This is a genomic window from Chryseobacterium artocarpi, assembly GCF_001684975.1.
GTDB classification, from domain to species: Bacteria; Bacteroidota; Bacteroidia; order Flavobacteriales; family Weeksellaceae; genus Chryseobacterium; species Chryseobacterium artocarpi.
The window spans coordinates 101971-122901 of sequence record NZ_MAYH01000050.1 but is presented as its reverse complement, the minus strand read 5'-3'; the positions used below and the strand labels follow the sequence as shown (position 1 = coordinate 122901).

At 35.2% G+C, this 20931-nt stretch carries 19 protein-coding genes and 12 tRNA genes; 28 read left to right on the top strand and 3 right to left on the bottom strand.

From position 1 onward, the window contains the following. Positions 1-9 precede the first annotated feature (9 nt). A complete protein-coding gene (locus tag BBI01_RS21145; RefSeq protein WP_065396622.1) occupies positions 10-1056 on the top strand; it encodes an MBL fold metallo-hydrolase in 1047 nt (348 codons plus the stop codon). A gap of 41 nt (positions 1057-1097) precedes the next feature. Then, complete coding sequence (locus tag BBI01_RS21140; RefSeq protein WP_065396621.1) at positions 1098-1430, top strand: 7(1) septoil knot domain-containing protein; 333 nt, start codon at positions 1098-1100, stop codon at positions 1428-1430. Positions 1431-1499: 69 nt separating this feature from the next. On the opposite strand, the gene BBI01_RS22955 is transcribed toward BBI01_RS21140, so the two are convergent. Beyond that, on the bottom strand, positions 1500-2363 hold the full coding sequence (locus BBI01_RS22955; RefSeq protein WP_065396620.1) for a DUF4822 domain-containing protein: 864 nt from the start codon (positions 2361-2363) through the stop codon (positions 1500-1502). A 116-nt stretch (positions 2364-2479) separates the two neighbouring features. Next, complete coding sequence (locus tag BBI01_RS21130; RefSeq protein WP_228394049.1) at positions 2480-3337, bottom strand: hypothetical protein; 858 nt, start codon at positions 3335-3337, stop codon at positions 2480-2482. 82 nt (positions 3338-3419) lie between these two features. Here BBI01_RS21130 and BBI01_RS21125 point away from each other — a divergent pair, with 82 nt between their 5' ends. The 5 genes from BBI01_RS21125 to BBI01_RS21105 all read left to right on the top strand — a co-directional run bounded on the left by BBI01_RS21125 (position 3420) and on the right by BBI01_RS21105 (position 7605). Further along, positions 3420-4139 (top strand): DUF434 domain-containing protein, encoded by a 720-nt coding sequence (locus BBI01_RS21125; RefSeq protein WP_065396711.1) that lies wholly within the window; start codon positions 3420-3422, stop codon positions 4137-4139. Further along, a complete protein-coding gene (locus BBI01_RS21120; protein WP_065396619.1) occupies positions 4132-4782 on the top strand; it encodes a tRNase toxin domain-containing protein in 651 nt (216 codons plus the stop codon). Before BBI01_RS21125 ends, BBI01_RS21120 begins: the two co-directional genes overlap by 8 nt. Positions 4783-4882: 100 nt before the next feature. After that, positions 4883-5710 (top strand): SIR2 family NAD-dependent protein deacylase, encoded by an 828-nt coding sequence (locus BBI01_RS21115; RefSeq protein ID WP_065396618.1) that lies wholly within the window; start codon positions 4883-4885, stop codon positions 5708-5710. A gap of 49 nt (positions 5711-5759) precedes the next feature. Continuing rightward, a complete protein-coding gene (locus BBI01_RS21110) occupies positions 5760-6803 on the top strand; it encodes a hypothetical protein (protein WP_065396617.1) in 1044 nt (347 codons plus the stop codon). A 16-nt stretch (positions 6804-6819) separates the two neighbouring features. Then, positions 6820-7605, top strand: a complete 786-nt coding sequence (locus tag BBI01_RS21105) for a TatD family hydrolase (RefSeq protein WP_065396616.1) — start codon at positions 6820-6822, stop codon at positions 7603-7605. 65 nt (positions 7606-7670) lie between these two features. On the opposite strand, the gene deoD is transcribed toward BBI01_RS21105, so the two are convergent. Continuing rightward, positions 7671-8381: a purine-nucleoside phosphorylase gene (deoD, locus tag BBI01_RS21100; RefSeq protein WP_065396615.1), complete on the bottom strand. Its 711-nt coding sequence runs from the start codon at positions 8379-8381 to the stop codon at positions 7671-7673. A 256-nt stretch (positions 8382-8637) separates the two neighbouring features. On the opposite strand from deoD, the gene BBI01_RS21095 reads away from it, so the two are divergent. From BBI01_RS21095 to BBI01_RS21005, 21 genes are all read left to right on the top strand, one after another. Next, positions 8638-9027 (top strand): VOC family protein, encoded by a 390-nt coding sequence (locus tag BBI01_RS21095; protein ID WP_065396614.1) that lies wholly within the window; start codon positions 8638-8640, stop codon positions 9025-9027. A 496-nt stretch (positions 9028-9523) separates the two neighbouring features. Further along, positions 9524-10174 carry a conflict system bpX4 domain-containing protein gene (locus BBI01_RS21090; RefSeq protein WP_228394048.1) on the top strand — a complete coding sequence of 217 codons (651 nt, stop codon included), beginning with the start codon at positions 9524-9526 and terminating at the stop codon, positions 10172-10174. Next, the gene (locus BBI01_RS21085) at positions 10171-11304 is read left to right on the top strand and encodes an AAA family ATPase (RefSeq protein ID WP_065396613.1); all 1134 of its coding nucleotides are present in this window, start codon (positions 10171-10173) and stop codon (positions 11302-11304) included. Before BBI01_RS21090 ends, BBI01_RS21085 begins: the two co-directional genes overlap by 4 nt. Further along, positions 11277-12020, top strand: coding sequence for a hypothetical protein (locus tag BBI01_RS21080; RefSeq protein ID WP_065396612.1), 744 nt, complete (start codon positions 11277-11279; stop codon positions 12018-12020). Before BBI01_RS21085 ends, BBI01_RS21080 begins: the two co-directional genes overlap by 28 nt. Further along, a complete protein-coding gene (locus BBI01_RS21075) occupies positions 12011-14389 on the top strand; it encodes a hypothetical protein (protein WP_065396611.1) in 2379 nt (792 codons plus the stop codon). Before BBI01_RS21080 ends, BBI01_RS21075 begins: the two co-directional genes overlap by 10 nt. Next, the gene (locus BBI01_RS21070) at positions 14379-16082 is read left to right on the top strand and encodes a bpX3 domain-containing protein (RefSeq protein WP_065396610.1); all 1704 of its coding nucleotides are present in this window, start codon (positions 14379-14381) and stop codon (positions 16080-16082) included. The genes BBI01_RS21075 and BBI01_RS21070 overlap by 11 nt, the downstream gene beginning before the upstream one ends. Next, positions 16075-17094 carry a soluble NSF attachment family protein gene (locus BBI01_RS21065; RefSeq protein ID WP_065396709.1) on the top strand — a complete coding sequence of 340 codons (1020 nt, stop codon included), beginning with the start codon at positions 16075-16077 and terminating at the stop codon, positions 17092-17094. The genes BBI01_RS21070 and BBI01_RS21065 overlap by 8 nt, the downstream gene beginning before the upstream one ends. Positions 17095-17109: 15 nt before the next feature. Further along, the gene (locus BBI01_RS21060; protein ID WP_065396609.1) at positions 17110-17352 is read left to right on the top strand and encodes a hypothetical protein; all 243 of its coding nucleotides are present in this window, start codon (positions 17110-17112) and stop codon (positions 17350-17352) included. Between the two features lie 823 nt (positions 17353-18175). Next, positions 18176-18248, top strand: a tRNA-His gene (locus BBI01_RS21055). A 9-nt stretch (positions 18249-18257) separates the two neighbouring features. Beyond that, a tRNA-Lys gene (locus BBI01_RS21050) sits at positions 18258-18331 on the top strand. A 68-nt stretch (positions 18332-18399) separates the two neighbouring features. Further along, positions 18400-18471 (top strand) — tRNA-Pro (locus BBI01_RS22950). 58 nt (positions 18472-18529) lie between these two features. Then, a tRNA-Leu gene (locus tag BBI01_RS21045) sits at positions 18530-18602 on the top strand. A 4-nt stretch (positions 18603-18606) separates the two neighbouring features. Further along, a tRNA-Asn gene (locus BBI01_RS21040) sits at positions 18607-18678 on the top strand. A 237-nt stretch (positions 18679-18915) separates the two neighbouring features. After that, positions 18916-18997, top strand: a tRNA-Cys gene (locus BBI01_RS22945). Positions 18998-19226: 229 nt separating this feature from the next. Continuing rightward, positions 19227-19309: transfer RNA gene (locus BBI01_RS21035), tRNA-Tyr, on the top strand. A gap of 230 nt (positions 19310-19539) precedes the next feature. Then, positions 19540-19611: transfer RNA gene (locus BBI01_RS21030), tRNA-Glu, on the top strand. Between the two features lie 231 nt (positions 19612-19842). Further along, positions 19843-19915: transfer RNA gene (locus BBI01_RS21025), tRNA-Phe, on the top strand. A gap of 76 nt (positions 19916-19991) precedes the next feature. Further along, a tRNA-Phe gene (locus BBI01_RS21020) sits at positions 19992-20064 on the top strand. Between the two features lie 93 nt (positions 20065-20157). Continuing rightward, positions 20158-20230, top strand: a tRNA-Gln gene (locus BBI01_RS21015). Positions 20231-20238: 8 nt separating this feature from the next. Next, a tRNA-Trp gene (locus tag BBI01_RS21010) sits at positions 20239-20309 on the top strand. Positions 20310-20443: 134 nt separating this feature from the next. Continuing rightward, positions 20444-20929: a ribonuclease H-like YkuK family protein gene (locus BBI01_RS21005; protein WP_065396608.1), complete on the top strand. Its 486-nt coding sequence runs from the start codon at positions 20444-20446 to the stop codon at positions 20927-20929. The last annotated feature ends 2 nt before the right edge of the window (positions 20930-20931 follow it).

Here is a 20931-nt window from a genome sequence, read left to right as displayed (position 1 = left end):
AATAAGGAAATGAATTTAGTAAAACAACTCGGGCAGTTTCCTGACGAAAAAAGAAAGGAATACTTCAGTACACTTCCCAATTATATCAATGGGAGATTTCAGAATATACTTATCACACCACCACTATTGGAAGGAGAAAGTATGACCAAAGCACTTTTGAACAGCTTATGTAAAGTAGAGAATACTTCCCCTAAAACAGCGCTTCCATTTGTAGTAACAGATTTGAAGAAACTTGACCCGAAAGAGAATGTCTTAATCTGGTTTGGGCATAGCTCTTACTTTATACAGGTTGATGGTAAGAAATTCCTGATAGACCCTGTTTTCAGTGGAAATGCATCACCTATGCCAGGTTCCATCAAAGCATTTCAGGGAGCAGATTATTATAAGCCGGAACATATGCCGGATATCGACTTTTTGTTGATCTCTCATGACCATTGGGATCATCTGGATTATAAAACTGTTCAGGCTTTAAAAGACAGAGTGGGTAAAGTTATTTGTGGTTTGGGAACAGGACAGCATTTTGAATATTGGGGCTGGGATCTGGAAAAAATCATTGAAAAAAACTGGTGGGAAAGCATTGATATCGCCGAAGGATTCAGAATTACTCTGACACCGGCAAGACACTTTTCCGGGAGACTTTTAAACAGGAATATTTCACTTTGGACCTCCTTTGTACTGAAAACTCCTACTAAAAAATTATTTTTAGGTGGCGATAGTGGCTACGGAAACCATTTTACAGAAATAGGTGAGAAGTATGGTCCTTTTGATCTTGCCGTTATGGAATGTGGACAATACAATGAAAAATGGCCCTACATTCATACTTTACCAGATCAATTGATAGGCGAAGTAAAGGAATTAAAAGCAAAAAACTTTATTCCTGTACACCACTCGAAATTCAAATTGGCTCAGCATGCATGGTTTGAACCTGTAGAACTTGCATCCAAAAATGCAGAAGAAAATAATCAACCTATTACTTTGCCGGTTATAGGTGAAAAAGTAAATCTTGATCAGTTGGAAAATACAGTCTGGAAAAAATGGTGGGAAGAATATTGGTAAAGTAATCCGTATCTTTTATTACGTTTAAAAATAAATACTTTATGAAACTGATAGTATCTATATTATTGCTTTTCTCTGGAGTTTATATGAAAGCTCAGAAAGTTTTTGAAACTAAGAACATCAATCAGGCAGATATAAAAGTATTGGTTGTAGACAATTCATACCAGGCTGATTTAAAAGTATACAAAGTAACAAACAGTACGATGGCTGATGTCAATCGTGGAAAATGGTTCTTTACCAATCAGGCAGTTACCGCCAGTAAGAGAATCTATTTTACTAGCAGTACTTACAACGCAGACCTGAAAATTTATTATGTAAACTATGAAAGCTTAGCAGGCTGGGTAAATAAAGAAAAAAAATCACTGTTTAATTAAGACCAACATCATAAAAACAATAAAACCTGCTCACTGAGCAGGTTTCCCTTATTATCAAAAAAATAATCTCTACTGAGGCTCATTATGAGTCACATTAGTATGGATGATATCGTAATATACAGTAGGGTTGTTTACTGCATCAGGAGTAATTCTGTAGGTAAAAGTAGTTGCATTCAAAGTAATAATATCTACAACACGAGTGAAAGTAACATTTCCATTGCTATCTAAACCAACTAAAGTTCTTTTCTTTCCATCCGGAGAAAGAGACCATGTTCCCTGAGATCTTAGAACATCATTTAACCCAAAGATTTTAAACGTTCCGTTTGCTTTGAAGTAAGAATATCCTACATATCCCGCTACACTTGCATCTGCTAATGCTACATTATTTCCGTTTTTATCCTTAGCCCCCGTAGTTTCCCATGGAGTAGAAGCTAATGTAAGCTGTCCGTTCGTTGGTTCAGCATGAGGAGTTTTCGTATGGATAATATCATAATAAATAGTCTGATCAGCTGCATTAGGACGAATTCTGTATGTGAATTCATTCTTATTCAGAACAAGGATTTCCACATCACGGGTGAAGATTGTAGACCCATCAGGATTTAAAGAAGCAATAGTTCTTGTTTTTCCATGTTCATCTACGGACCATGTTCCTCTTGATCTTAATACGTCAGTCAGGCTGTAAATTGCAAACTTTCCGTCTGCTTTAAAGTAAGCAAAACCTACATAACCAGCTACACTGGCATCAGTTAATGCTACACTATTTCCGTTTTTATCCTTAGCTCCCGTAGTTTCCCATGGAGTAGAAGCAAGAACCTGCGAAGGAGTCTGCTGTTCGATAACAATTTCAGTGTCATCATCATTGGAACATGATACGAAAGGCGCTGATAAAAGAATCGCTGCAGACAAATAACATAGTTTTTTCAGTGTATTCATAAGGATATTTTTAAGTCTTTGCAAACTTATCCCGAATAAATATCAAAACGTTGTATGAAATATCTCTTTTGTTGTAGAAAACATAACATACTTTGCCATAAGGAAGTAAAATGATATTACCAGCCCGTCACCAATAGGTTTCTTGCCGCTTTCTCACTGCATTTCTGATATTTTGAATATGCTAATGCCGCCCTGCTTCTGATTTGTTCAGCAGATTCTTTATTGATATAAGCAGCTAAAGCATCATGAAGAATATATGCTTCAGGAGCCATCAGATGGCTGGACCATACCAAAGGATTGGCTTTAGTTTCCTTTAAAAGTGGAGAGAAGAATTTTTTGCTGTAACAAGCCAAAATAATACAGTCTCTCGTTTGATTATCCGTATTTTTAAAAGATTCTGATAACTGAAAATCCATTAAACCATCGTGTCCTATATAAGAAACAAGTCTGGAATTTCCATAAAGACCGATGCGGGTATTATTGACAGTAAGAACATCCTTCATCTGTCCCGAACTGCTGTAAAGAAAATCTGCTGTACAGTTTTTAATATACTGACCATCATAAGCATCTGCAACCAGATAATAATTTTTCTTGGAAACATGTTGAAAAATAAGCCTTTCCATTCTTATAGAATCTTTTTTTTCTGACCTTAATAGCTTCCAGTCTTTACTCTTTTTAAAATAAGTTCGGATACCATATGCTGCGCCCCAATACAAATTCTGATCAGGATCCTGCCCGTTCCCTATTTTTTCAGGCACTGGAACTATTCCCTGATACTTATTGTCACACAATGCGACAAGAACATGGATGGTTTGGGTGTTTTTATCAAAATTTTCTACCTTTTTCAGTTTGTTTTTTGTCGTGTTCTTGGATAAGAAAGTTGCGGTAATATTTTTCCCTTTGTTTTCACAATTTGAAAAAATGAAACTGAAGAAAAAAAGTAAGAGAAGAAGTGATGAATTATATATTTTCATGATCTTGTGCATTTTCTTTAAAAGTACAAATAAGCGATCAAAAAATAAGCTCAATCTTACCCTAAAAACTCTATTTTTGAGTATGAATAACAGAAACCGCGGGAAAAATACAGGTGACGATACTTTATTCGGCTCAGAGAAGCAGATAAGTAAGCTAAAACTGGCTGTTCAGGATATGCAGTATTTACTGACAAGAGGTTATGCCGAAAAAGCAACATCCGAACTTGTGGGTAATAGATATCGTTTGAAAACAAGGCAGATACAGGCTTTGAGAGGCGCTGCGGCATCAGATATACAGATTCGTGGCAGAAAACTAAAGCAGTTAAATATTTCAGACCTAAAAGATCAGACTATTTATCTCGATGGTTTCAACGTATTGATTCTATTGGAAAGCCTTTTGTCTGAAGCATACATTTTTGAAGGATTAGATGGCTGCTTTCGTGATCTTTCCGGAGTTCATGGTACATATAAAAGAGTAAATCAAACTCAAAAAGCTATAGAACTTGTTTCTGTCTTTTTCCAGAAAAGTTATGCTCAGAAATTGGTGTGGATATTTGATCAGCCGGTTTCCAATAGCGGAAGAATTAAACAGATCATTCTTGATTTTGCTGCGGATCATAACCTTAACTGGGAAGCGGAACTGCAATTCAGTCCGGATAAAATTCTTGCTGAAACGTCAGGAATTATAATTTCTTCCGATGCATGGATTCTGGATCATTGCAAAGAATGGTTTAATCTTATTGCCTATATGATCGAAGAAGAAAAACTATTTGTTAATCTGATACAGACTTATAATGAATAAATTTGGAAGTTATATTCTTTTATTTTCAGACTCCTGGAAAGAAAAATATCATGCTGTTTTAGAAGAACAACACATGAAAAACCTGTCGGAAAATATTCAAAAGTATCAGAAAGGTACACTGGATTTAGATCTTCCTTATTTTAATGAAGAAATAAAAGTTAGCAGACAAGAAATTTTCAATCAGTTTATCCACATATTTAACAGTGTTGAAACCGATGAGGTAAAAGCAAGACATCTGGAAGCCATTCCATTTGAAGATTGGCTGATTGTTTTAGGACAGCGACTTACTTCTGCAAGTATTCGTGATGAACGGGCTATTCCGCCTTTAAATGAGATATTGATTGAAGCCTGTAAAGAACCTTTTAATTCTGAAATTACCATTGCACAACGTGCCTGGGAAAAGCATACCGGTAGAGCAGATGAAGATTTTTGGGGTGAAGTAAAAGGAAATAATCAGCAGAAACAGGAAAAAGTAATGCAGAAAATTCATTATATCCTGGAAAATAAGACCTGGTGGAACGTTTTCTTTCACTATAAACATGAACTTGTCTTTGAAGTCAGAGAAAAGGAAGGACATGGGATTCGCTGGAGCCATGGAGGAAAAAAACTGATCGGTTTTCTGGAAAAATTTATTAACGAATAATGTATTGCGCAAAAAGATTGCGTTCCTGGAGTGTAATTTTGCACACAATAGAATTGACCGGCAGATATATCCGTTTAATTCTGCTTTAAAAACTAAAAACATGGAAGCATTACAATCAATACTCAATGAGGTTATAAAAAATAAATCAGGATATGTTACTTTTCTTACCGGAGCGGGTATCTCAGCAGAAAGTGGAATTCCTACTTACCGTTCCATAGACGGAATCTGGATTAAAGGAACAAAATATCATCGTCCGGAAGAATTTGGAACCTTGAAGTATTTCAGACAGGAACCAGAGGAAGTATGGCAGTACAATCTCTTTTGGAAAAAGCTCATTGAAGAAGCAAAGCCGAATGAAGGTCATTTTGCCCTTACTGAAATTGAACAGCTTTTAGGTGACAGATTCAGATTGATAACTCAGAATATCGATGGACTTCATCAGCGAGCAGGAGTACAGAAGGTCTATGAAATTCATGGAAACAAACAGAACGTACGGTGTTCAAAAGAATGCAGTGGACCTATTGCTTTTCCTGAAAACGTAAAACAAAAAGAATATACGGAAGATCTTACTCAGGAAGATATTGACGGATTGAAATGTACAAAATGTGGCAGCTGGCTACGTCCGCATACCTTATGGTTTGATGAGTGTTATAATGAAAAGTATTACTATTTTGATACTGCCTATAATATTGCAGATCATACGGATATATTATTCGTAGTAGGAACCTCAGGATCTACGGCTTTACCTGTAAACATTGTAGAAACGGTGAAAATACGAGCTAAACACATCGTTATTATTAATCCTGAAAACGATACTTATTTTCATTATATTCTTAAAGGCTTTAAAACCCTAAATTCAATACAGGAGAACAGCTCTTCTGCACTTCCGAAACTGAGTGCAATGCTTAAAGAAATTATTCATTCATAAATATTATTTGAAAATGATTTAACTTACCATCCACAAATCACCACATCACATGAAATATATTGTAATAGCTGCTTTGGTTTTGTTTTCATGCAAAAAAGAAAACCATAAACCTGAAGTTAAAAAAGATTCATTAGAAGCCGTAAAACCTGTTCCAAACACCCAAGCTCAAAAAGATTTTGATATTCTTAAAACATTATTGGACGAAGAGGTAAAAAGTGAAAAACCGAAAGAAATAGATTATAAAAACTATACGGTTTCTTTTAAAAATGATGAAGATCCTTATAGTGTTACTTTACAGAAGATTGCTTCCGAAGATTTTAATAACGACGGTATTACAGATTATATCATAGAAAGAAACTCCGAAGGGATGTTGGGTGGAAATTCCAATACCAATTCTGAGATTCTTTATATCATCATGGGAAAAGACAATAAGATCAGCCAAAGACATGAAATTCTGGAATACGCACCCTTTTCCTACAATATTATAAACGGGCTATCCTATGAAAACGGAAAATTAAAAGCCGCTGCAACACAAAACTATCGTTCCTACAGTAAACCTGCTGACAGTTTAGAATCAACGGAGCTTTCCTTTGTCTATAAAGACGGAAATGTGTACGAAGAATCTTATCTCACAAGCTGTAATCTAGCCAAATGGAAAGATAAAAAGATTTTTAAATCTGCTTCAGAACATAAAAGAAGTATTGATATCCATAATTACACAGAAACGGTTGAGGAAAAATATACTTCTGATAAATTCGAAGCTACTGCTGAGATTTCAGGCTGTGATAATCTGGTCGCCGTTTTTGAAGGAACTTATAAAACAACTGATCTAAGTTCGAAATCAATCGTAGAAAAAAGAAAACAATTCCTGGATTTTTTGGTGAAAAATACTAATCTTCAGAAAGATCTTTCCACGATTCAGACGTATTATCTTACTCACCAGCCATCAGAAGAATATGCTGAAACAGGGAATCTTTATTTTAAAATTTTTACCACTAAAGACAAAGGAAAAATTGAATTCAGGCTTGTGATGAACACAACAGAGAATCCAAAACAAAATGAAAACTGGGAAATTACAACCCGGGCAAAATAATAACAAAAAATAAAAAATGAATATGTACATTGATATTGGCATTAACCTGACCAATAAACAGTTCTATAACGAACAAGACGAGATCATAAACCGGGCTTTGGATAGCGGAGTAGATCATATGATTCTTACAGGAACAAGCGTCCGCGGAAGCAAAGAATCAGCAGAAATTGCAGAAGACTATCCTGATATTTTATTCTCAACAGCCGGAATTCATCCTCATGATGCAAAATCATTTAATCATGAAAGTAGCAATGAATTGAGAACATTACTGAAGAAAGATCATGTCATCTCAGTGGGAGAATGTGGTTTGGACTTCGATCGTGATTTTTCACCGAGACCCGTTCAGGAAAAATGCTATAAAGCACAATTGGAACTGGCAATCGAAGTAGATAAACCTCTTTTCCTTCATGAAAGATCTGCTTTCAAAAGGTTTAATGAAATTACAGATGAATATCTTTCTAAGTTGCCTAAATCCGTTGTACATTGCTTTACCGGAACATTGGCAGAAGCAAAAATATATCTGGATAAAGGATTTTACTTAGGATTTACCGGAGCCATCAGTGATGAGAAAAGGTTCAAACATTTGGAAGAGGTTATCAGGTATGTTCCTCTGGACAGAATGATGATTGAAACCGATGCACCATTTATGCTCCCGAAGAATATGCCTAGGATTCAAAACAGAAGAAACGAACCGTCTTTTTTACCTTATGTGGCACAGACGATTGCCTATCTGAAGAAGATCAGCATTTCCGAAGTTGCCGATGAAACTACAGAAACCGCCAGAAATTTTTTCAGAATATAAAAAAGAGCTCTACTGATAAAGTAAAGCTCTTTTTTATGGGCTCAAATGCTAAAAGCAAATGTTTCTTATAAACTCTTAATTGCAGACTCTAAAGCCAATTCCATCATTGGTTTCAAAGCTGTTTCTCTTTCGTCAGCAGAGATTTTTTCGTGAGTTGGGATGATGTCAGTTACCGTAAGGATTGTAGCTGCATTCTTTCCTAAGTGCTGAGCATTCGCAAATAATCCGAAAGCTTCCATTTCTACTGCAGGGCAGTTGTATTTTGTAGCAATTTCAGGAGTGTTTGGATCTTTTCTGTAGAAAATATCACTACTGTGAATGTTGATTGCTTTTGCATTTGTAGATAACTCCTTAGAAGTTTCATTAATAGTGTTGAAGATATTTCCCTGGTGAGAAAGAATTTCGTCTTCTATTCCCCATGCATATTTAGCATAGGTACTTTCACTTGCAGCATTTTCAATATTTAAAATATCAAAAAGTTTAAGATCCGTATTGTATGCACCACAAGTCCCGATTCTGATGATCGTGTCTACTTCATACTCTGTAAATAACTCAAAAGAATAAATTCCGATACTAGGGAAACCCATTCCGCTGGCACCTACAGTGATCTCCTTACCTTTGTAAAGACCTGTATAATAAAAGATCCCTCTGGTTTTACTTACCAGTTTCGCATTTTCTAAATAATTTTCAGCAATATACTGTGCACGAAGCGGATCCCCCGGCTGCAATACTACTTTAGCAATTTCTCCTTTTTTTGCACTGATGTGAATACTCATAATTTTATTTTGACTGGCACAAAGATAATAACTTTTATATTGATCTCCTCATAACGAACAGATTGAAAGCCTTTGTTTCCAATTGATAAAGAATTCTTTTTAAAAACAGTGAAGCTTTATTAACTCAATATTTTAATCGCTTTATTCTTATTTTACATTAAAAATTAAAGAGGTAAATACAGAACAACAATCCAATAATAGAGAGCGGGTATCCCTATCACAAGCATGGTAATTTTGCCATATTAAAATTTAAAAAATGAAAATAGAGCATATCGCCATTTGGGTAAAAGATCTTGAAAGATCAAAAGAGTTTTATCAGAAATACTTTGGAGCTGTTTCTAATGAAAAATACCACAATCCAGTTAAAAATTTTGAATCTTATTTCCTTAGTTTTGATCAGGGATGCCGTATTGAAATTATGACAAGACCGGATATCAAAGAAAGTGAAAACTCTTACCAATCCCAGCAGTTCGGGATTATTCATCTTGCCTTTTCTGTAGACAGTAAAGAAAAAGTAAATGAGCTTACAGAAACTTTGAGAAAAGACGGCTATATAGTCGCAGGAGAGCCCAGAACAACAGGCGATGGATATTATGAAAGCGTCATCCTCGATCCTGAAAACAATATCATTGAAATTGTTGCTTAAACCGTCATTGTGAAAAACCAATCTGTATTTTTGCCACAAATGCTCAAATTTTTACGGCTTAGTATATAAGACATTAGGTTCTATGTATCTATATGGTAAAAAAACCACATAGATACATAGATTTATTATTAAAAATAATTCGTGTATTCGTGGCAATTAAAAAAGCACCATTTTGTTTTTTTCAATCTTCTTATCCATCATCCAATAAACGCAATTTAATACCAACCCCTCTCTCAAAATTTTTACCACAAATGCTCGAATTTTTACGACTTAGTATATAAGACATTAGGTTCTATGTATCTATGTGGTAAAAAAAACACATAGATACATAGATTTATAAGTAAAGAATAATTCGTGCATTCGTGGCAATTAAAAAATCATCATTTTGGTTTTTCCAGCCTTCAATTTTCTTATCCCATCATCCAATAAACGCAATTTAATACCAATCCCTCTCTCAAAAATTTTATTCTCAACGAAATAATTTTATTTTTGTTAGATGATGGAAACCAAGTCACCGTTTTTAGACACCATCTTTCTACTGAGAAAGAAAGAATGTATTACCCTTTTTTCGAATATCCAGGAAATTTCCCTCAAAGAAGAGCAGGAAGCAGAAAACTATTTTGAAACAGAATTTGAAAAAGAAAGACTTGAGTTTTTATCCGATCAGCTAACCTGCAACAAAGAAACGGCTGTTTGGGCTGCAAAAGTACTATATCATAGCGCTCAACTTTATCTTATAAGAGAGAATACAGCTAACAATCTAGAAAAACTTATTCCAAAATTTAAAGGAACCAGAGATATTTCATCCATACTGTCAGCAGACTTGTCATTACGATTCTTACCGGACATTATCACAGCATTACATTCGGTAGATCCTGAGGATACTTTGATCACAATGCTTGAAGATATTCTGACAGGATTTCATTATTCAGGAATTGGGTATGATCTTGATCTGAAAAGAGTAAATTGGGAAGAAGAACTTAAAGACAAAACTTATCGGAAATTATATCTGGAAAGGATTGTAGAAAAAAAAGATTACAAACTGGCGGAAATTCCGTTTATCAATAAACTGCTTATTGCAGAATTTGGAATGCATAAAGATGCATTTTGGAGAGAATTAAAAATAATAACTGAAGAAAATCAATGACTCAGAATATCAATAAACTCAATACCGTTCTAAACTACGTAAAAGATACTTTCGTAGGCAAAAATGATGTGGTGGATCTGTTGGGAATCTGTCTTTTGGCAAGAGAGAACGCCTTTTTGTACGGACCTCCGGGAACAGCAAAATCAGCCATTGTAAGAACTCTGGCGAAAACTGTGAAAGACGGAAAGAACTTTGAATACCTGTTGACCCGTTTTACAGAACCCAACGAAATCTTTGGTCCTTTTGATATCAGAAAATTAAAAGAAGGAGAACTGTTGACCAATACCGAAGGAATGATGCCTGAAGCCTCCATGGTTTTCCTGGATGAGATTTTCAATGCCAATTCCGCGATCCTGAACTCATTGCTGATGGCACTCAACGAAAAAATCTTTAAAAGAGGAAAAGAAACCAAATATTTACCAGCTTTGATGTTTGTCGGTGCAAGTAACGTCCTTCCCGAAGATGAGGCTTTGAATGCATTATTCGATCGTTTTTTGGTGAGAATTAATGTAGATTATGTAAATCCAGAACTATTACAACAGGTGCTTTTAGCCGGAAGAAAATTAGAAAACGAAGAAGAAACAGATATTCCTGAAATTCATGCAGATGAGATCAGAGAACTTCAGAATCTATGTAAAGCGGTAGATTTAAGACCTATCTATGAAGTCTATCTGAATACCATTATGAGTCTTAGAAATACAGGAATTGCCATTTCTGACCGTAGAGCTGTGAAACTCCAGAATTTAATTGCTGCTAGTGCGCTGATTTGTGGAAGAAAAGAAGCCGTACTTTCAGACCTTTGGGTGTTAAAACATATCTGGGACACTGAAGAACAGATAGAAATCCTGGAAGGAATTATTAACAGAACTATTGAAAAAGATGATCATCCGAACTCCCATCCACAGGCAATGCAAAACAAAACGCCTAATCCGGAAGACGTCATGAAGGATGTAAAAATCCTTGTGGATAAATGGAACCAGGGAATGCTGAGCTTCGAAGAACAAAATGTGATCAAAGATAAATTAAGATACCTGCAGACCCGTTGCGACTGGATACGAAACCCTGAACAGAAACAATACATTCAGCAGGAAATTGAAAGCTTATGGCAGAAAATTCTTCAAACAATATAAAAGAATTCTGGGCAGAACTTCCCCGAGTAGATGAAGATTTTCTGGGATCTATCAGAGACTGGAAGAATATTCAGATAGCGGCGGATGATGAAACAATCTGGCTCAAAGGCTTTACAGAAGAACAATCACAGGCTTCGGAGATTCATCAGTTGCCCAACTTTTTGCTCTATGAGCTACGTGATGGTCTTTTGTTTAAAAAAGAAGCCTTGGTGCCCAGCAAAAAAGTAAGAACAGGATTACTGTGGTCCCCGATTGATAAAGCATTAAAGCTTACTTTTCCGGCTTTCAACAATAATTACTTTGGAATCAATGAAAAAGTACAGATCAGGCTAAAGGAAAGTAATGAAGAACGTCCGGTAATAGCATTGTTATGTAATATGAATGAGATCAAAGACATTATTGCCGCACTACCGAAATTCAGGTTGGAAAAAATAGAATGGACTTTAATAGATGATCATGCTTTTTTCATAGGGATCCCATTATTAAGTCTGCCTGGCAAAACATATTGGGTCAAAGACGGACATCTTCTGCCTTCAGGGTTTGATTTTGAATTTAAAAATTTAAGCATTTTCTTACAACAGAAATATAATAAAGAATCAGATGGATGGCTTTTATGGGACGAGAATGGAAATTATCTTTCAATCAGAAAAACAGATTTTCGACCATTGTCTGTAAGCTCGTTTCGTCTTACTGAAAAATCAAGAGAATGGAATTAAAGGCATATTTCCAATCCTACGAAAACTATTTCTGGGAATGGAAAACCGACGAAGATATTCCCGGTGATTCCGGATATAATGACAATAACCTCATCTCGGTACCGGGAGTGGGAGCTATTGCGTACAGACCTTATATCATGGAGGTTTTAAAAGAACTTCAGCCAATAGGATGGGCGCCGTTTGGGGCTTTGCTGATGGTTTTATATGCCATGCAGGATGGATATACAGATTTTGCAGGTCCTTTAAGAAAAACTGCAGAATTTTACAGTACCGGAAACTTTGAGTTTAATGCAGAAAGAGAAATTGAATTCCTTGAAAAAATAAAAGCACTTCCACGAGTTTATAAGCAAAAGCAGAATAGAATTATTCTCTTACAGACCTTATTTAAAGACAGTCACAACAGAATATCTGCCTCGAATGCCGAAGCCACTTTAAGAATCTATTATAGAAGACCACAAGAACTGGCTGACAGTGCTGAAAAACAACATGCAGGACCATCAGTACTGAATAAAGATCTGTCTGCTATGGATCTCAACGAAAGGTTTCCAACAACACAATCCATCATAGATGCAATGAAAGGATTGGTGAATGAACCGGAGTTAAATGACGAAATTGCTCAGGAAGAAACAACAGCAGAGACAAATAAAAACTTTATCAAAGAACTGATCGAAGAACCCAAAACATTTCAGGTTGGAAGTCTTATCAAAAGAATCTGGAGCGGACTCAGAATTCCGATGCGGCATCTTTCACCGGGAGAACAACCGATTGGAGGAATTTCAGATATGACCAATAAAGGAGATTTTCACAGAATGCTTTTATCCGAATTTGCCAATGAAGATGAGGTCTTTATGAATCGTGTTGCCAATAATGAAGCATTATACATTCAAAGAGAAATACCACCTGAAGAAAATATTTTTGAAAGAATTATTCTGATTGACACTTCCTTGAGAAATTGGGGAGCACCCAAGGTATTAGCATTTGCATCCGCTATTGCTGTTATCAAACACCCGAAAGCACATTCCGAATGTAAGGTTTTCGCATTGGGACAAACCGGATTACCAATTTCTCTTAATAAAGTTGAAGAAGTAATTGAGAGCCTAAATCATGTCAGCCCGGTTCTGGAAGTTTCAGAAGCATTAGAAAAGTTTTTTAACGAGGAGAACACACAAAAAGATATTGAAGTTTTCTTTATTACCCATCAGGATAATGTTACCGATGAAAAAGTACAGAAAGTCATTCATCAGAATAGAGATCGATTGAAATTTCTTGTAACAACCACTGCAGACGGAGAAATTAATTTTTACAAACATCATCAGGGAGCAAGAAAGCATATTCAGAAAATAAAACTTCCCCTTCAGGAATTATGGGCAAACCCGCCAAGGCAAAAAAAGGCAACAATTAATTTAAATGGAAAGAAAACAGACCTTCCTCTGAACTATCCTATTTTATTTCCTACACCGACTAATAAAATTACACAGTTTTTATACGAGGGAGAATTTTTTATTCTGAGTTCAAAAAAACATCTGTTGAAAACTTATCTTTCCGATAATTATTACGACAGACACTCTTACGATTATTATAAAACCTATCATGGCTGTGAAGTTTTGATAGAAGACATTTCTATAAAATCTTCCGGAAAATTTGCTCTTGCCAAAAATAAGCAGCAACATTTTATTCTATGTCAGTATCAGCCGAATAAAAAATTAGTCTCCAAGCTAAATTTAAATACAAAAGAATACTCAGAACAGAATGTTACCGGGCTGAATATTCCGGAAACTTACGAACTGATCTACTTCGGGAAAAACTTTTACCTTCATGAATTTGCCAACCCTTTATTGTACAAAATAAATATAGAAGGAAACATCTCTTTAGAAACCATTTCCGGTAAAGACAAAGAGATTGATAAAAATACCATAAAAGCAGGAACAGAAGCCGCAAAGCTGAAACAAAGCGGGCTGAAAATAATCAACAATTTTAATAGAGTTGGAATCAATGTATATGGAGATCTTGTCATTTCAGGTCACCAATTATACAGCGCTTCTGAAAATACATTAAACTTCTCCAAAAACAGATATGAGATAAAGGTTTTTGCAGAACAAAACAAGAATAAATTTACCTTTCCGGACGGTAGTGAGATTATTGCAGACTCCCGCGGAATGCTGACTTTCAGAAGCAGTAATAAAAGCATTGAAGAATTTTTTATTCCTTCTGCAGCCAATGGATTCCTATCTCTGGCAACATATACCGAGTTTGGAGGATCAGAATATTATCTTCCGGAACATGCCCTGTTGAAAGTAAAGACAATGGATGAAATGTGTGATCGATTTTTAAAAGTATTTATAGAACAGATCTTGGATTATGGAGCTTAGAATACAACCTTTTCCGAAAAATAATTATCCCCGAAAAGGACTTTTGATTAAAGGTTCCTCGCCTGCCATGTGGCTTCAGGAAATGGAAACACTTGGGATAGATCTTCAAGGAATAAAATCCTATGCAGTTCCGGCAGACATTCCCAATGTATTGTACGGATGCTTTCTGATATTTAATGACCTTGCTCCTCAGGAAATCGGAAAAAATGCTTACTTCCAATCTATAGACAATAAACTTTTCATCCCTGAAAATACGACGTTTTATCCCAAAATAAATCCAGAGGACTGGAAAATTGTGGATGCGGATTTTCTCATTATGCATCCTGAGTTTGGTATTGTGAAATTATCAGAGCAGATTGACTGGATAGACTTGATTAAGGAGCCGGAAAAGATAGACGAACCGGTTAGAAAACCTTTGAATGGTGTCAAAATTCCTCAGTTCATAGAAAGCTATACCGTAGAAATGGACGATGATAAAGTTTTGGAAGCATTACAAAACCCACAAACCGAAGAAGAATGGATGAATAACTTGCCGTTTGATCTGAAAAAGGTAATGGCTGGAAACAAAAAAGAAATTGAAAAGTATTTAGAATATATTGAAAAATATCCGGAAAGAGCAATAGAGCTGGGAGTTCCTTTAGATATCATGGGAACATCCAGAGGTGATGGCTTCGGGAAATTTACCTGGCTTGAAGGACTATTCGGTGGAGGTTCAAATGATAATCCCGAAAGTAAAGGAACCCGAAATTTCCGTAGAGCATTCTGGGCAGTTATTGTGATTGCCATTGTCCTGAAAATCGCTTTACCATCAGATAAAAATAAGCCCGAGCAGGAAGAAGACATTGTTTCATCAGGTAACATTGTGACAGATGAGGTGAAAACGCCTTCAGATATGATTGCTTTTCAGTCAGGAGTCTCGGAAATAGATATGAAGATTGATTCCATGTATCATGGCAAAAGAAAAGGATTGTCTAATGAACTTCTCAATGCCGGATTATTGGAAGGACAAACCCAAGAAGCAAAAGAAGAATATAAAAAGAAAGGAGGCAGAGACATTGGAGAAATAAGTCATGATATCCAAAAGCTTAATAAAAATGAACAGCACAGCCGAGATTCCCTTAAAACCATTTATACCAAGAAAATAACAAAGCAAGTTAAAGAAAGAACTGAACCGCTAAAGCGTAAAATTTCAGATTCCCTGAAACAATATACCAAAGGAAAACCAGTGAACGGAGATGTTGTAAAATATCTCCTAAAGAAAAGACAGGTACTGATGGAAGACTCCTTGGGAAAACTGTATGGAACCATCGATATGCTTGATAGAGTTCCTCCGCCTTCCACCATAAAAGATTCAAAAGTGAAAGGTGTTGACTCCGGTGGAAATGAACTGAAAAAAGAAACACCTGTTTCAGATATTCTGTATATGGTGATTCTTATGATTGCGGGAGTAGGATTGTATTCTTTTCTATTTAAAAATAAATCTTTAAATGTAGGTGGAGATCATGTACCCACCTGGGTGAAATTTATTCTGATCATTATTCTTGTAGCAATGTTAGTATACCTGTTTTATCCGTTGGTAAAAATGTTTGGTTACAATTGGTTCGTATGGATATTGGCAATTGGCGTTATATTGCTTCTTTACCGTTTGTTCAGAGATGATAAAACCATTTTAAACTCCGATGATGATGAATAAGCAGAAATTTATAGACAAATTTATGGCAGCCTTTGTGCTGTTGGCAATGTTTAAGATCATTGGAATCGTTGCACAGCTTTTTCATGAAAGTTTCTGGAGTGTTGTGGGAACCCTGATTATTTTCCTGATCGTTGCCTTTATCATCCTGATGGTTATTGCTTCTTTAAAAGACAAAGAACAAAACGAAAGAAATACACGGCGAAAAGGAGCCGGCGGTGGAAATTTTTACTTAGAAAATTCACTATTTGATCGCATCAGAAGCAAATATGAAGAACTCGCTGAAAAATATATCGCCGAAAATGATTATAAAAAAGCGGCAAAAGTTTATATGAATCTGCTTCAGGACAATTACAGAGGAGCAAAGACATTAGAAGATGGAGGGTTCTACAATGAAGCCGCAGCAGTATACCTTAAAAAGCTGAAAAATAAATCCGATGCTGCCAATTGCTATGAAAAAGCTAAACAGTATAAAAAAGCAATAGACCTTTACAAAGAAATGGAGCAGAAAGAAAAGGTGGGTGATCTTTACAGAGAAATCAATGATCTTAAAAATGCTCATACCTATTACCAGATGGTGACCGATGATTATATTTCGAACAATCAGATGGTGAAAGCTTCTTTGATTTACCGGAAGAAAATGGAAAACCCCGAAGCTGCACAAAAAATACTGTTAAAAGGATGGGAAGAAGATAAGGATACATTCAATTGTCTGAATAACTACTTTGCCAATATCTTTGACATTCAAAAACTGCAATCAGAAATACAGGAACTCTACGGAACAACTCCTGCTCACAAAAAGATCATCTATCTGGATGCAATGAAACACGAATTTAAAAAAGATCCGAAACTGGAATCAATAACAAGAAATATTGCCTACGAAATCATTGCTGAAAAAATAGGGACGCGCTCAGAAATTGTCAATGAACTGAAACACTTTAATCCTGATGATGAGGTGATCTTGAAAGATATTTCAAGATATAAAACCGGAAGAAATAAAATGTTTAGAAATTAAAAGATAAAAATTAGAATGGATAATACAGCTAAATATCTTCATTTTAAATATGATGATAAAAATCCTTTTGAAATTGTACAGGAAATGATATCAAAAGGAAAATCACCCTTACATGCCGTAAAGTATATTAAGGAAAAATTTCCCGCATTTTCATTAATAGAAGCTAAAGAAGTAGTTACCATAGCAACTTCAGAACACAAAAGCCTTTATGATTATCAGGGAGATTTGTTTATCCAACCTGAAAAATTAGATGAATAAATAGAATGTGTTTAAAATAATTCTAAAAGATATCTCAACATTTAAAACCAGCAGAAACAGGATGTTTAATCACTAAACATTGATACATCATACCAAAATTTCATATCTTTGCGCCAGAAAATTATGACAATACAAAGAGCACATATCAATGCAATACTATGCGAAAGCCCTTCTACAAAAGGATTGTTCGCATATGATAGGATGATATGGAATGAGGCGAAATGTGCTGACTTTGGAAATTATTTACTGTAAACTTGTAAAAAATTAATCAAAATACTGCAGAAACGTCTCGAAAAATCGAGACGTTTTTTGTTTTTTAGGTCAGAAATTATTTAGAATGAAAAAAAATAACCATAAACATGAAAAATTTTTAATTAACAATGCAACTTTAATACAATAAAATAGAGTGATAGACAACCCAATGAGAGACAGTCATTTAGGTATTTGAAATATCTGCAAAATATTGCGGACAGAAATTTCTTACTCTTTATTTTGTATTTAACTATTTGATTTTCAATAATTTAATTTAAAAATTTATTTGCGGGTTTCAAAAATTCATATTTACTTTGCAACCGAAAATTGAAAGCAACAGGTTTTCAGGATTCAACAAAAAATAATTTAAAAACAAAACAAAAATAAAATGAAACAATTACATAACATACTCAATCAACCATCAGTAATATTCGGACAGGAGCCGACAGGTACTGTGTGTGTTTATGGTAGTGAAATTGTGGATAAAAGGTGCTTATATACGTGGGTCAGCTAATGATCTTTTACGTAAAAATATAAACGAGCGCCTCCCAAAAAGAGGCGCTTTTTTTATGGTTTCTTTAGCTTATTTGGTAAAGCGCCGGTCTGTGGAACCGGAGAACAGGGTTCGATCCCCGAAGATACCCAAAATATAAAATCTCATAGCTCAATAGGTTAGAGCACCGGTCTTTTAAACCGGGGGTTGAAAGTTCAAATCTTTCTGGGGTTACAAAGCGGTTCACGAAAAATTTCCAATCCGGCTGTCTCCCGGAAAAGAAAAAGAAGTGAACCCAAAAGCTGGAAAGATAACGGTGGTTGTTTACCCGTCTTGGACGCGGGAGGTCGCAAGTTCGAATCTTGCTTTCCAGACAAAATGATAAATAATGAGTAATCATTGGCAGTATGGATCATTACTCATAAAAAATCCGCGGGAATGGTGGAAAGGTAGACACACTTGATTTAGGATCAAGGCGCTGAGGGTTCGAATCCCTCTTCCCGTACAAAGATTTTGTAGCTCAATGGTAGAGCGCTGGTCTGTTAAGCCAGAAGTTGAAAGTTCGAATCTTTCCGGAATCGCAGTAACTCAATGTTAATTGTTTCAGTAGAAAAGTAAAAGTTTGTCAAGAGCAGAAGATCTTTACACCAAACACTAAAATACAGGCAAACTTTTCTTTTTTAATAATAAATAACGAGGAGTTAAGAAAAATATGATTAATACAATTTTAGGTAAAAATAAAGTCTGTCAAGCGCAGAAGTTCAAACAAAAATATAGACAGACTTTATTTTTTAATGAAAACAAATAATCATAAAAATGATGGTTCGCCGAAGTGGAAGAGTCGGGGCGGTCTGCAAAACCGTTGCATAAGCTGAGTGGGTTTGAATCCCATAACCATCTCAAAAATTATAAGTGAATATAAAGAATGCTTCATCCATTATCACTTATGACAAAAAATATCCTTTATTAAGAAAAGAAAATGTCTGTCAAGAGCAGAAGATCTTTAAGCCAAAACACAAAATACAGACAGGCTTTTTCTTTTTATAAATAATGAAGAATAAATAATGAAGAATAAATAATGAAGAATAAGTAATGAATGATAAAATTACTCATCACTCATGAAAAATCTGGAAGTACGCCGAAGTTGGAGAGTCGGGGCAGACTGTAAATCTGTTGCTTATAGCTGAGTAGGTTCGAATCCTACTACTTCCACTACAAAACCGCTGATAATGTAATGGCAGCATGCAGGAACTGTACTCTTGTTGTTTAGGTTCGATTCCTAGTCAGTTGGTCAAAGAAAATATTAAATGCTCAATATAATTTTCGAAAGAAAAGCTTGTCAAGCGCAGAAGTTCTTTATAGTTAAGCAAATTTAAAGACAGGCTTATTCTTTTTTATCATGAATAATGGGCAATAAGTAATGAATGATAAATATAAAATTCGCTCTATTCGTCTAACGGTAAGGACGCCTGCCTTTCGAGCAGAAAACAAGGGTTCGATTCCCTTATAGAGTACTGGATGTGAATAACTGGTCAATAAAGAATTAATCTAAAACCATGAAAATTCAAATTGTAAATAATTTGACCAGTTACCATTCACACAAATGAAGAAAAGAAAAAGGGTTTGTCAAGAGCAGAAGATCTTTAGTCAATAAAAAGAGACAACCTTTTACTTTTTTAAATGAGCAATAAGTAATTAATAATAGGAAAGTAGTTATCACCAATTACTCATTACTTATAAAACAAGGAAGAGTGGTGTAGTAGGTCTGCACGTTAGTCTGAAAAACTAAAGGTACAGGTTCAATTCCTGTCTGTTCCACAAAATAAGAATGATGAATAATAAGTAATGAATGATAGAAAAATAGTTTTCATCATTACTCATTACTAATAAGCAGGGAAGAGTGGTGTAGTAGGTCTGCACGTTAGTCTGAAAAACTAAAGGTACAGGTTCAATTCCTGTCTGTTCCACAAAATAAGAATGATGAATAATAAGTAATGAATGATAGAAAAGTAGTTTTCATCATTACTCATTACCAATTACTTATTACTCATGAGTTAATCTGATTTATAGTGTAATTGGTCAGCACACAAGATTTTGATTCTTGGAGTTTAGGTTCGAGTCCTAATGAATTAACAACTTTTACTCTGATATTGTAATGGTAGCATCTCAGTCTCCAAAACTGATGGTATTGGTTCGAGTCCAGTTCAGAGTGCAACAAGTGAATAGTCAATTGTGAATTTTGCTAAGCAAGAGAATTTTAAATTGACAGGGCGAATAGACTATTGACCATTCACCAATTAATTATCAACAATCATTTATCAATTATAAATAAAGTATGTAGAAAAAATGGAAACGCAACAACAAACATGGCAGAATATGAATGGAAAAATTTTCCAGGACTCTATCACACAGCTGGTAGAAAAAGCCATCATTCGCGAACAGGCAGACGGACATCGTCTGAAAGTATGTGTGGGATCAGACTCTCATGTATATGGAGAAGCTATTAATTATGCTACAGCAGTAGTATTTATTCGTGAAGGAAAAGGAGCGTTTACCTTTATCAGAAAAGAAAGAGAAATACAGACGATTAGTATCAAAGAGAGAATGCTGAATGAAGTCAACAAATCCGTTGAAATTGCATACGCGATCTGTTCTGTATTGGATACTTATGGAGTAGAAATGGAGGTACACGCAGACATTAATACCGACCCTGATTTTAAATCCAATGTAGCATTAAAAGATGCAATGGGATATATTCTGGGAATGGGATATGTATTTAAAGCAAAACCCTTTGCCTTCGCAAGCTCCAATTGTGCAGATATGATGGTATAATA

What these genes read in the sequence shown, in the direction of transcription:
- BBI01_RS21105 (WP_065396616.1), top strand. Translation starts at nt 6,820, where the DNA reads ATGAATATGTACATTGATATTGGCATTAACCTGACCAATAAACAGTTC.
- BBI01_RS21140 (WP_065396621.1), top strand. Translation starts at nt 1,098, where the DNA reads ATGAAACTGATAGTATCTATATTATTGCTTTTCTCTGGAGTTTATATG.
- BBI01_RS21065 (WP_065396709.1), top strand. Translation starts at nt 16,075, where the DNA reads ATGAATAAGCAGAAATTTATAGACAAATTTATGGCAGCCTTTGTGCTG.
- BBI01_RS21085 (WP_065396613.1), top strand. Translation starts at nt 10,171, where the DNA reads ATGACTCAGAATATCAATAAACTCAATACCGTTCTAAACTACGTAAAA.
- BBI01_RS22955 (WP_065396620.1), bottom strand. Translation starts at nt 2,363, where the DNA reads ATGAATACACTGAAAAAACTATGTTATTTGTCTGCAGCGATTCTTTTA.
- BBI01_RS21075 (WP_065396611.1), top strand. Translation starts at nt 12,011, where the DNA reads ATGGAATTAAAGGCATATTTCCAATCCTACGAAAACTATTTCTGGGAA.
- BBI01_RS21115 (WP_065396618.1), top strand. Translation starts at nt 4,883, where the DNA reads ATGGAAGCATTACAATCAATACTCAATGAGGTTATAAAAAATAAATCA.
- BBI01_RS21060 (WP_065396609.1), top strand. Translation starts at nt 17,110, where the DNA reads ATGGATAATACAGCTAAATATCTTCATTTTAAATATGATGATAAAAAT.
- BBI01_RS21090 (WP_228394048.1), top strand. Translation starts at nt 9,524, where the DNA reads ATGATGGAAACCAAGTCACCGTTTTTAGACACCATCTTTCTACTGAGA.
- BBI01_RS21005 (WP_065396608.1), top strand. Translation starts at nt 20,444, where the DNA reads ATGGAAACGCAACAACAAACATGGCAGAATATGAATGGAAAAATTTTC.
- BBI01_RS21125 (WP_065396711.1), top strand. Translation starts at nt 3,420, where the DNA reads ATGAATAACAGAAACCGCGGGAAAAATACAGGTGACGATACTTTATTC.
- BBI01_RS21110 (WP_065396617.1), top strand. Translation starts at nt 5,760, where the DNA reads ATGAAATATATTGTAATAGCTGCTTTGGTTTTGTTTTCATGCAAAAAA.
- deoD (WP_065396615.1), bottom strand. Translation starts at nt 8,381, where the DNA reads ATGAGTATTCACATCAGTGCAAAAAAAGGAGAAATTGCTAAAGTAGTA.
- BBI01_RS21095 (WP_065396614.1), top strand. Translation starts at nt 8,638, where the DNA reads ATGAAAATAGAGCATATCGCCATTTGGGTAAAAGATCTTGAAAGATCA.
- BBI01_RS21070 (WP_065396610.1), top strand. Translation starts at nt 14,379, where the DNA reads ATGGAGCTTAGAATACAACCTTTTCCGAAAAATAATTATCCCCGAAAA.
- BBI01_RS21130 (WP_228394049.1), bottom strand. Translation starts at nt 3,337, where the DNA reads ATGAAAATATATAATTCATCACTTCTTCTCTTACTTTTTTTCTTCAGT.
- BBI01_RS21080 (WP_065396612.1), top strand. Translation starts at nt 11,277, where the DNA reads ATGGCAGAAAATTCTTCAAACAATATAAAAGAATTCTGGGCAGAACTT.
- BBI01_RS21145 (WP_065396622.1), top strand. Translation starts at nt 10, where the DNA reads ATGAATTTAGTAAAACAACTCGGGCAGTTTCCTGACGAAAAAAGAAAG.
- BBI01_RS21120 (WP_065396619.1), top strand. Translation starts at nt 4,132, where the DNA reads ATGAATAAATTTGGAAGTTATATTCTTTTATTTTCAGACTCCTGGAAA.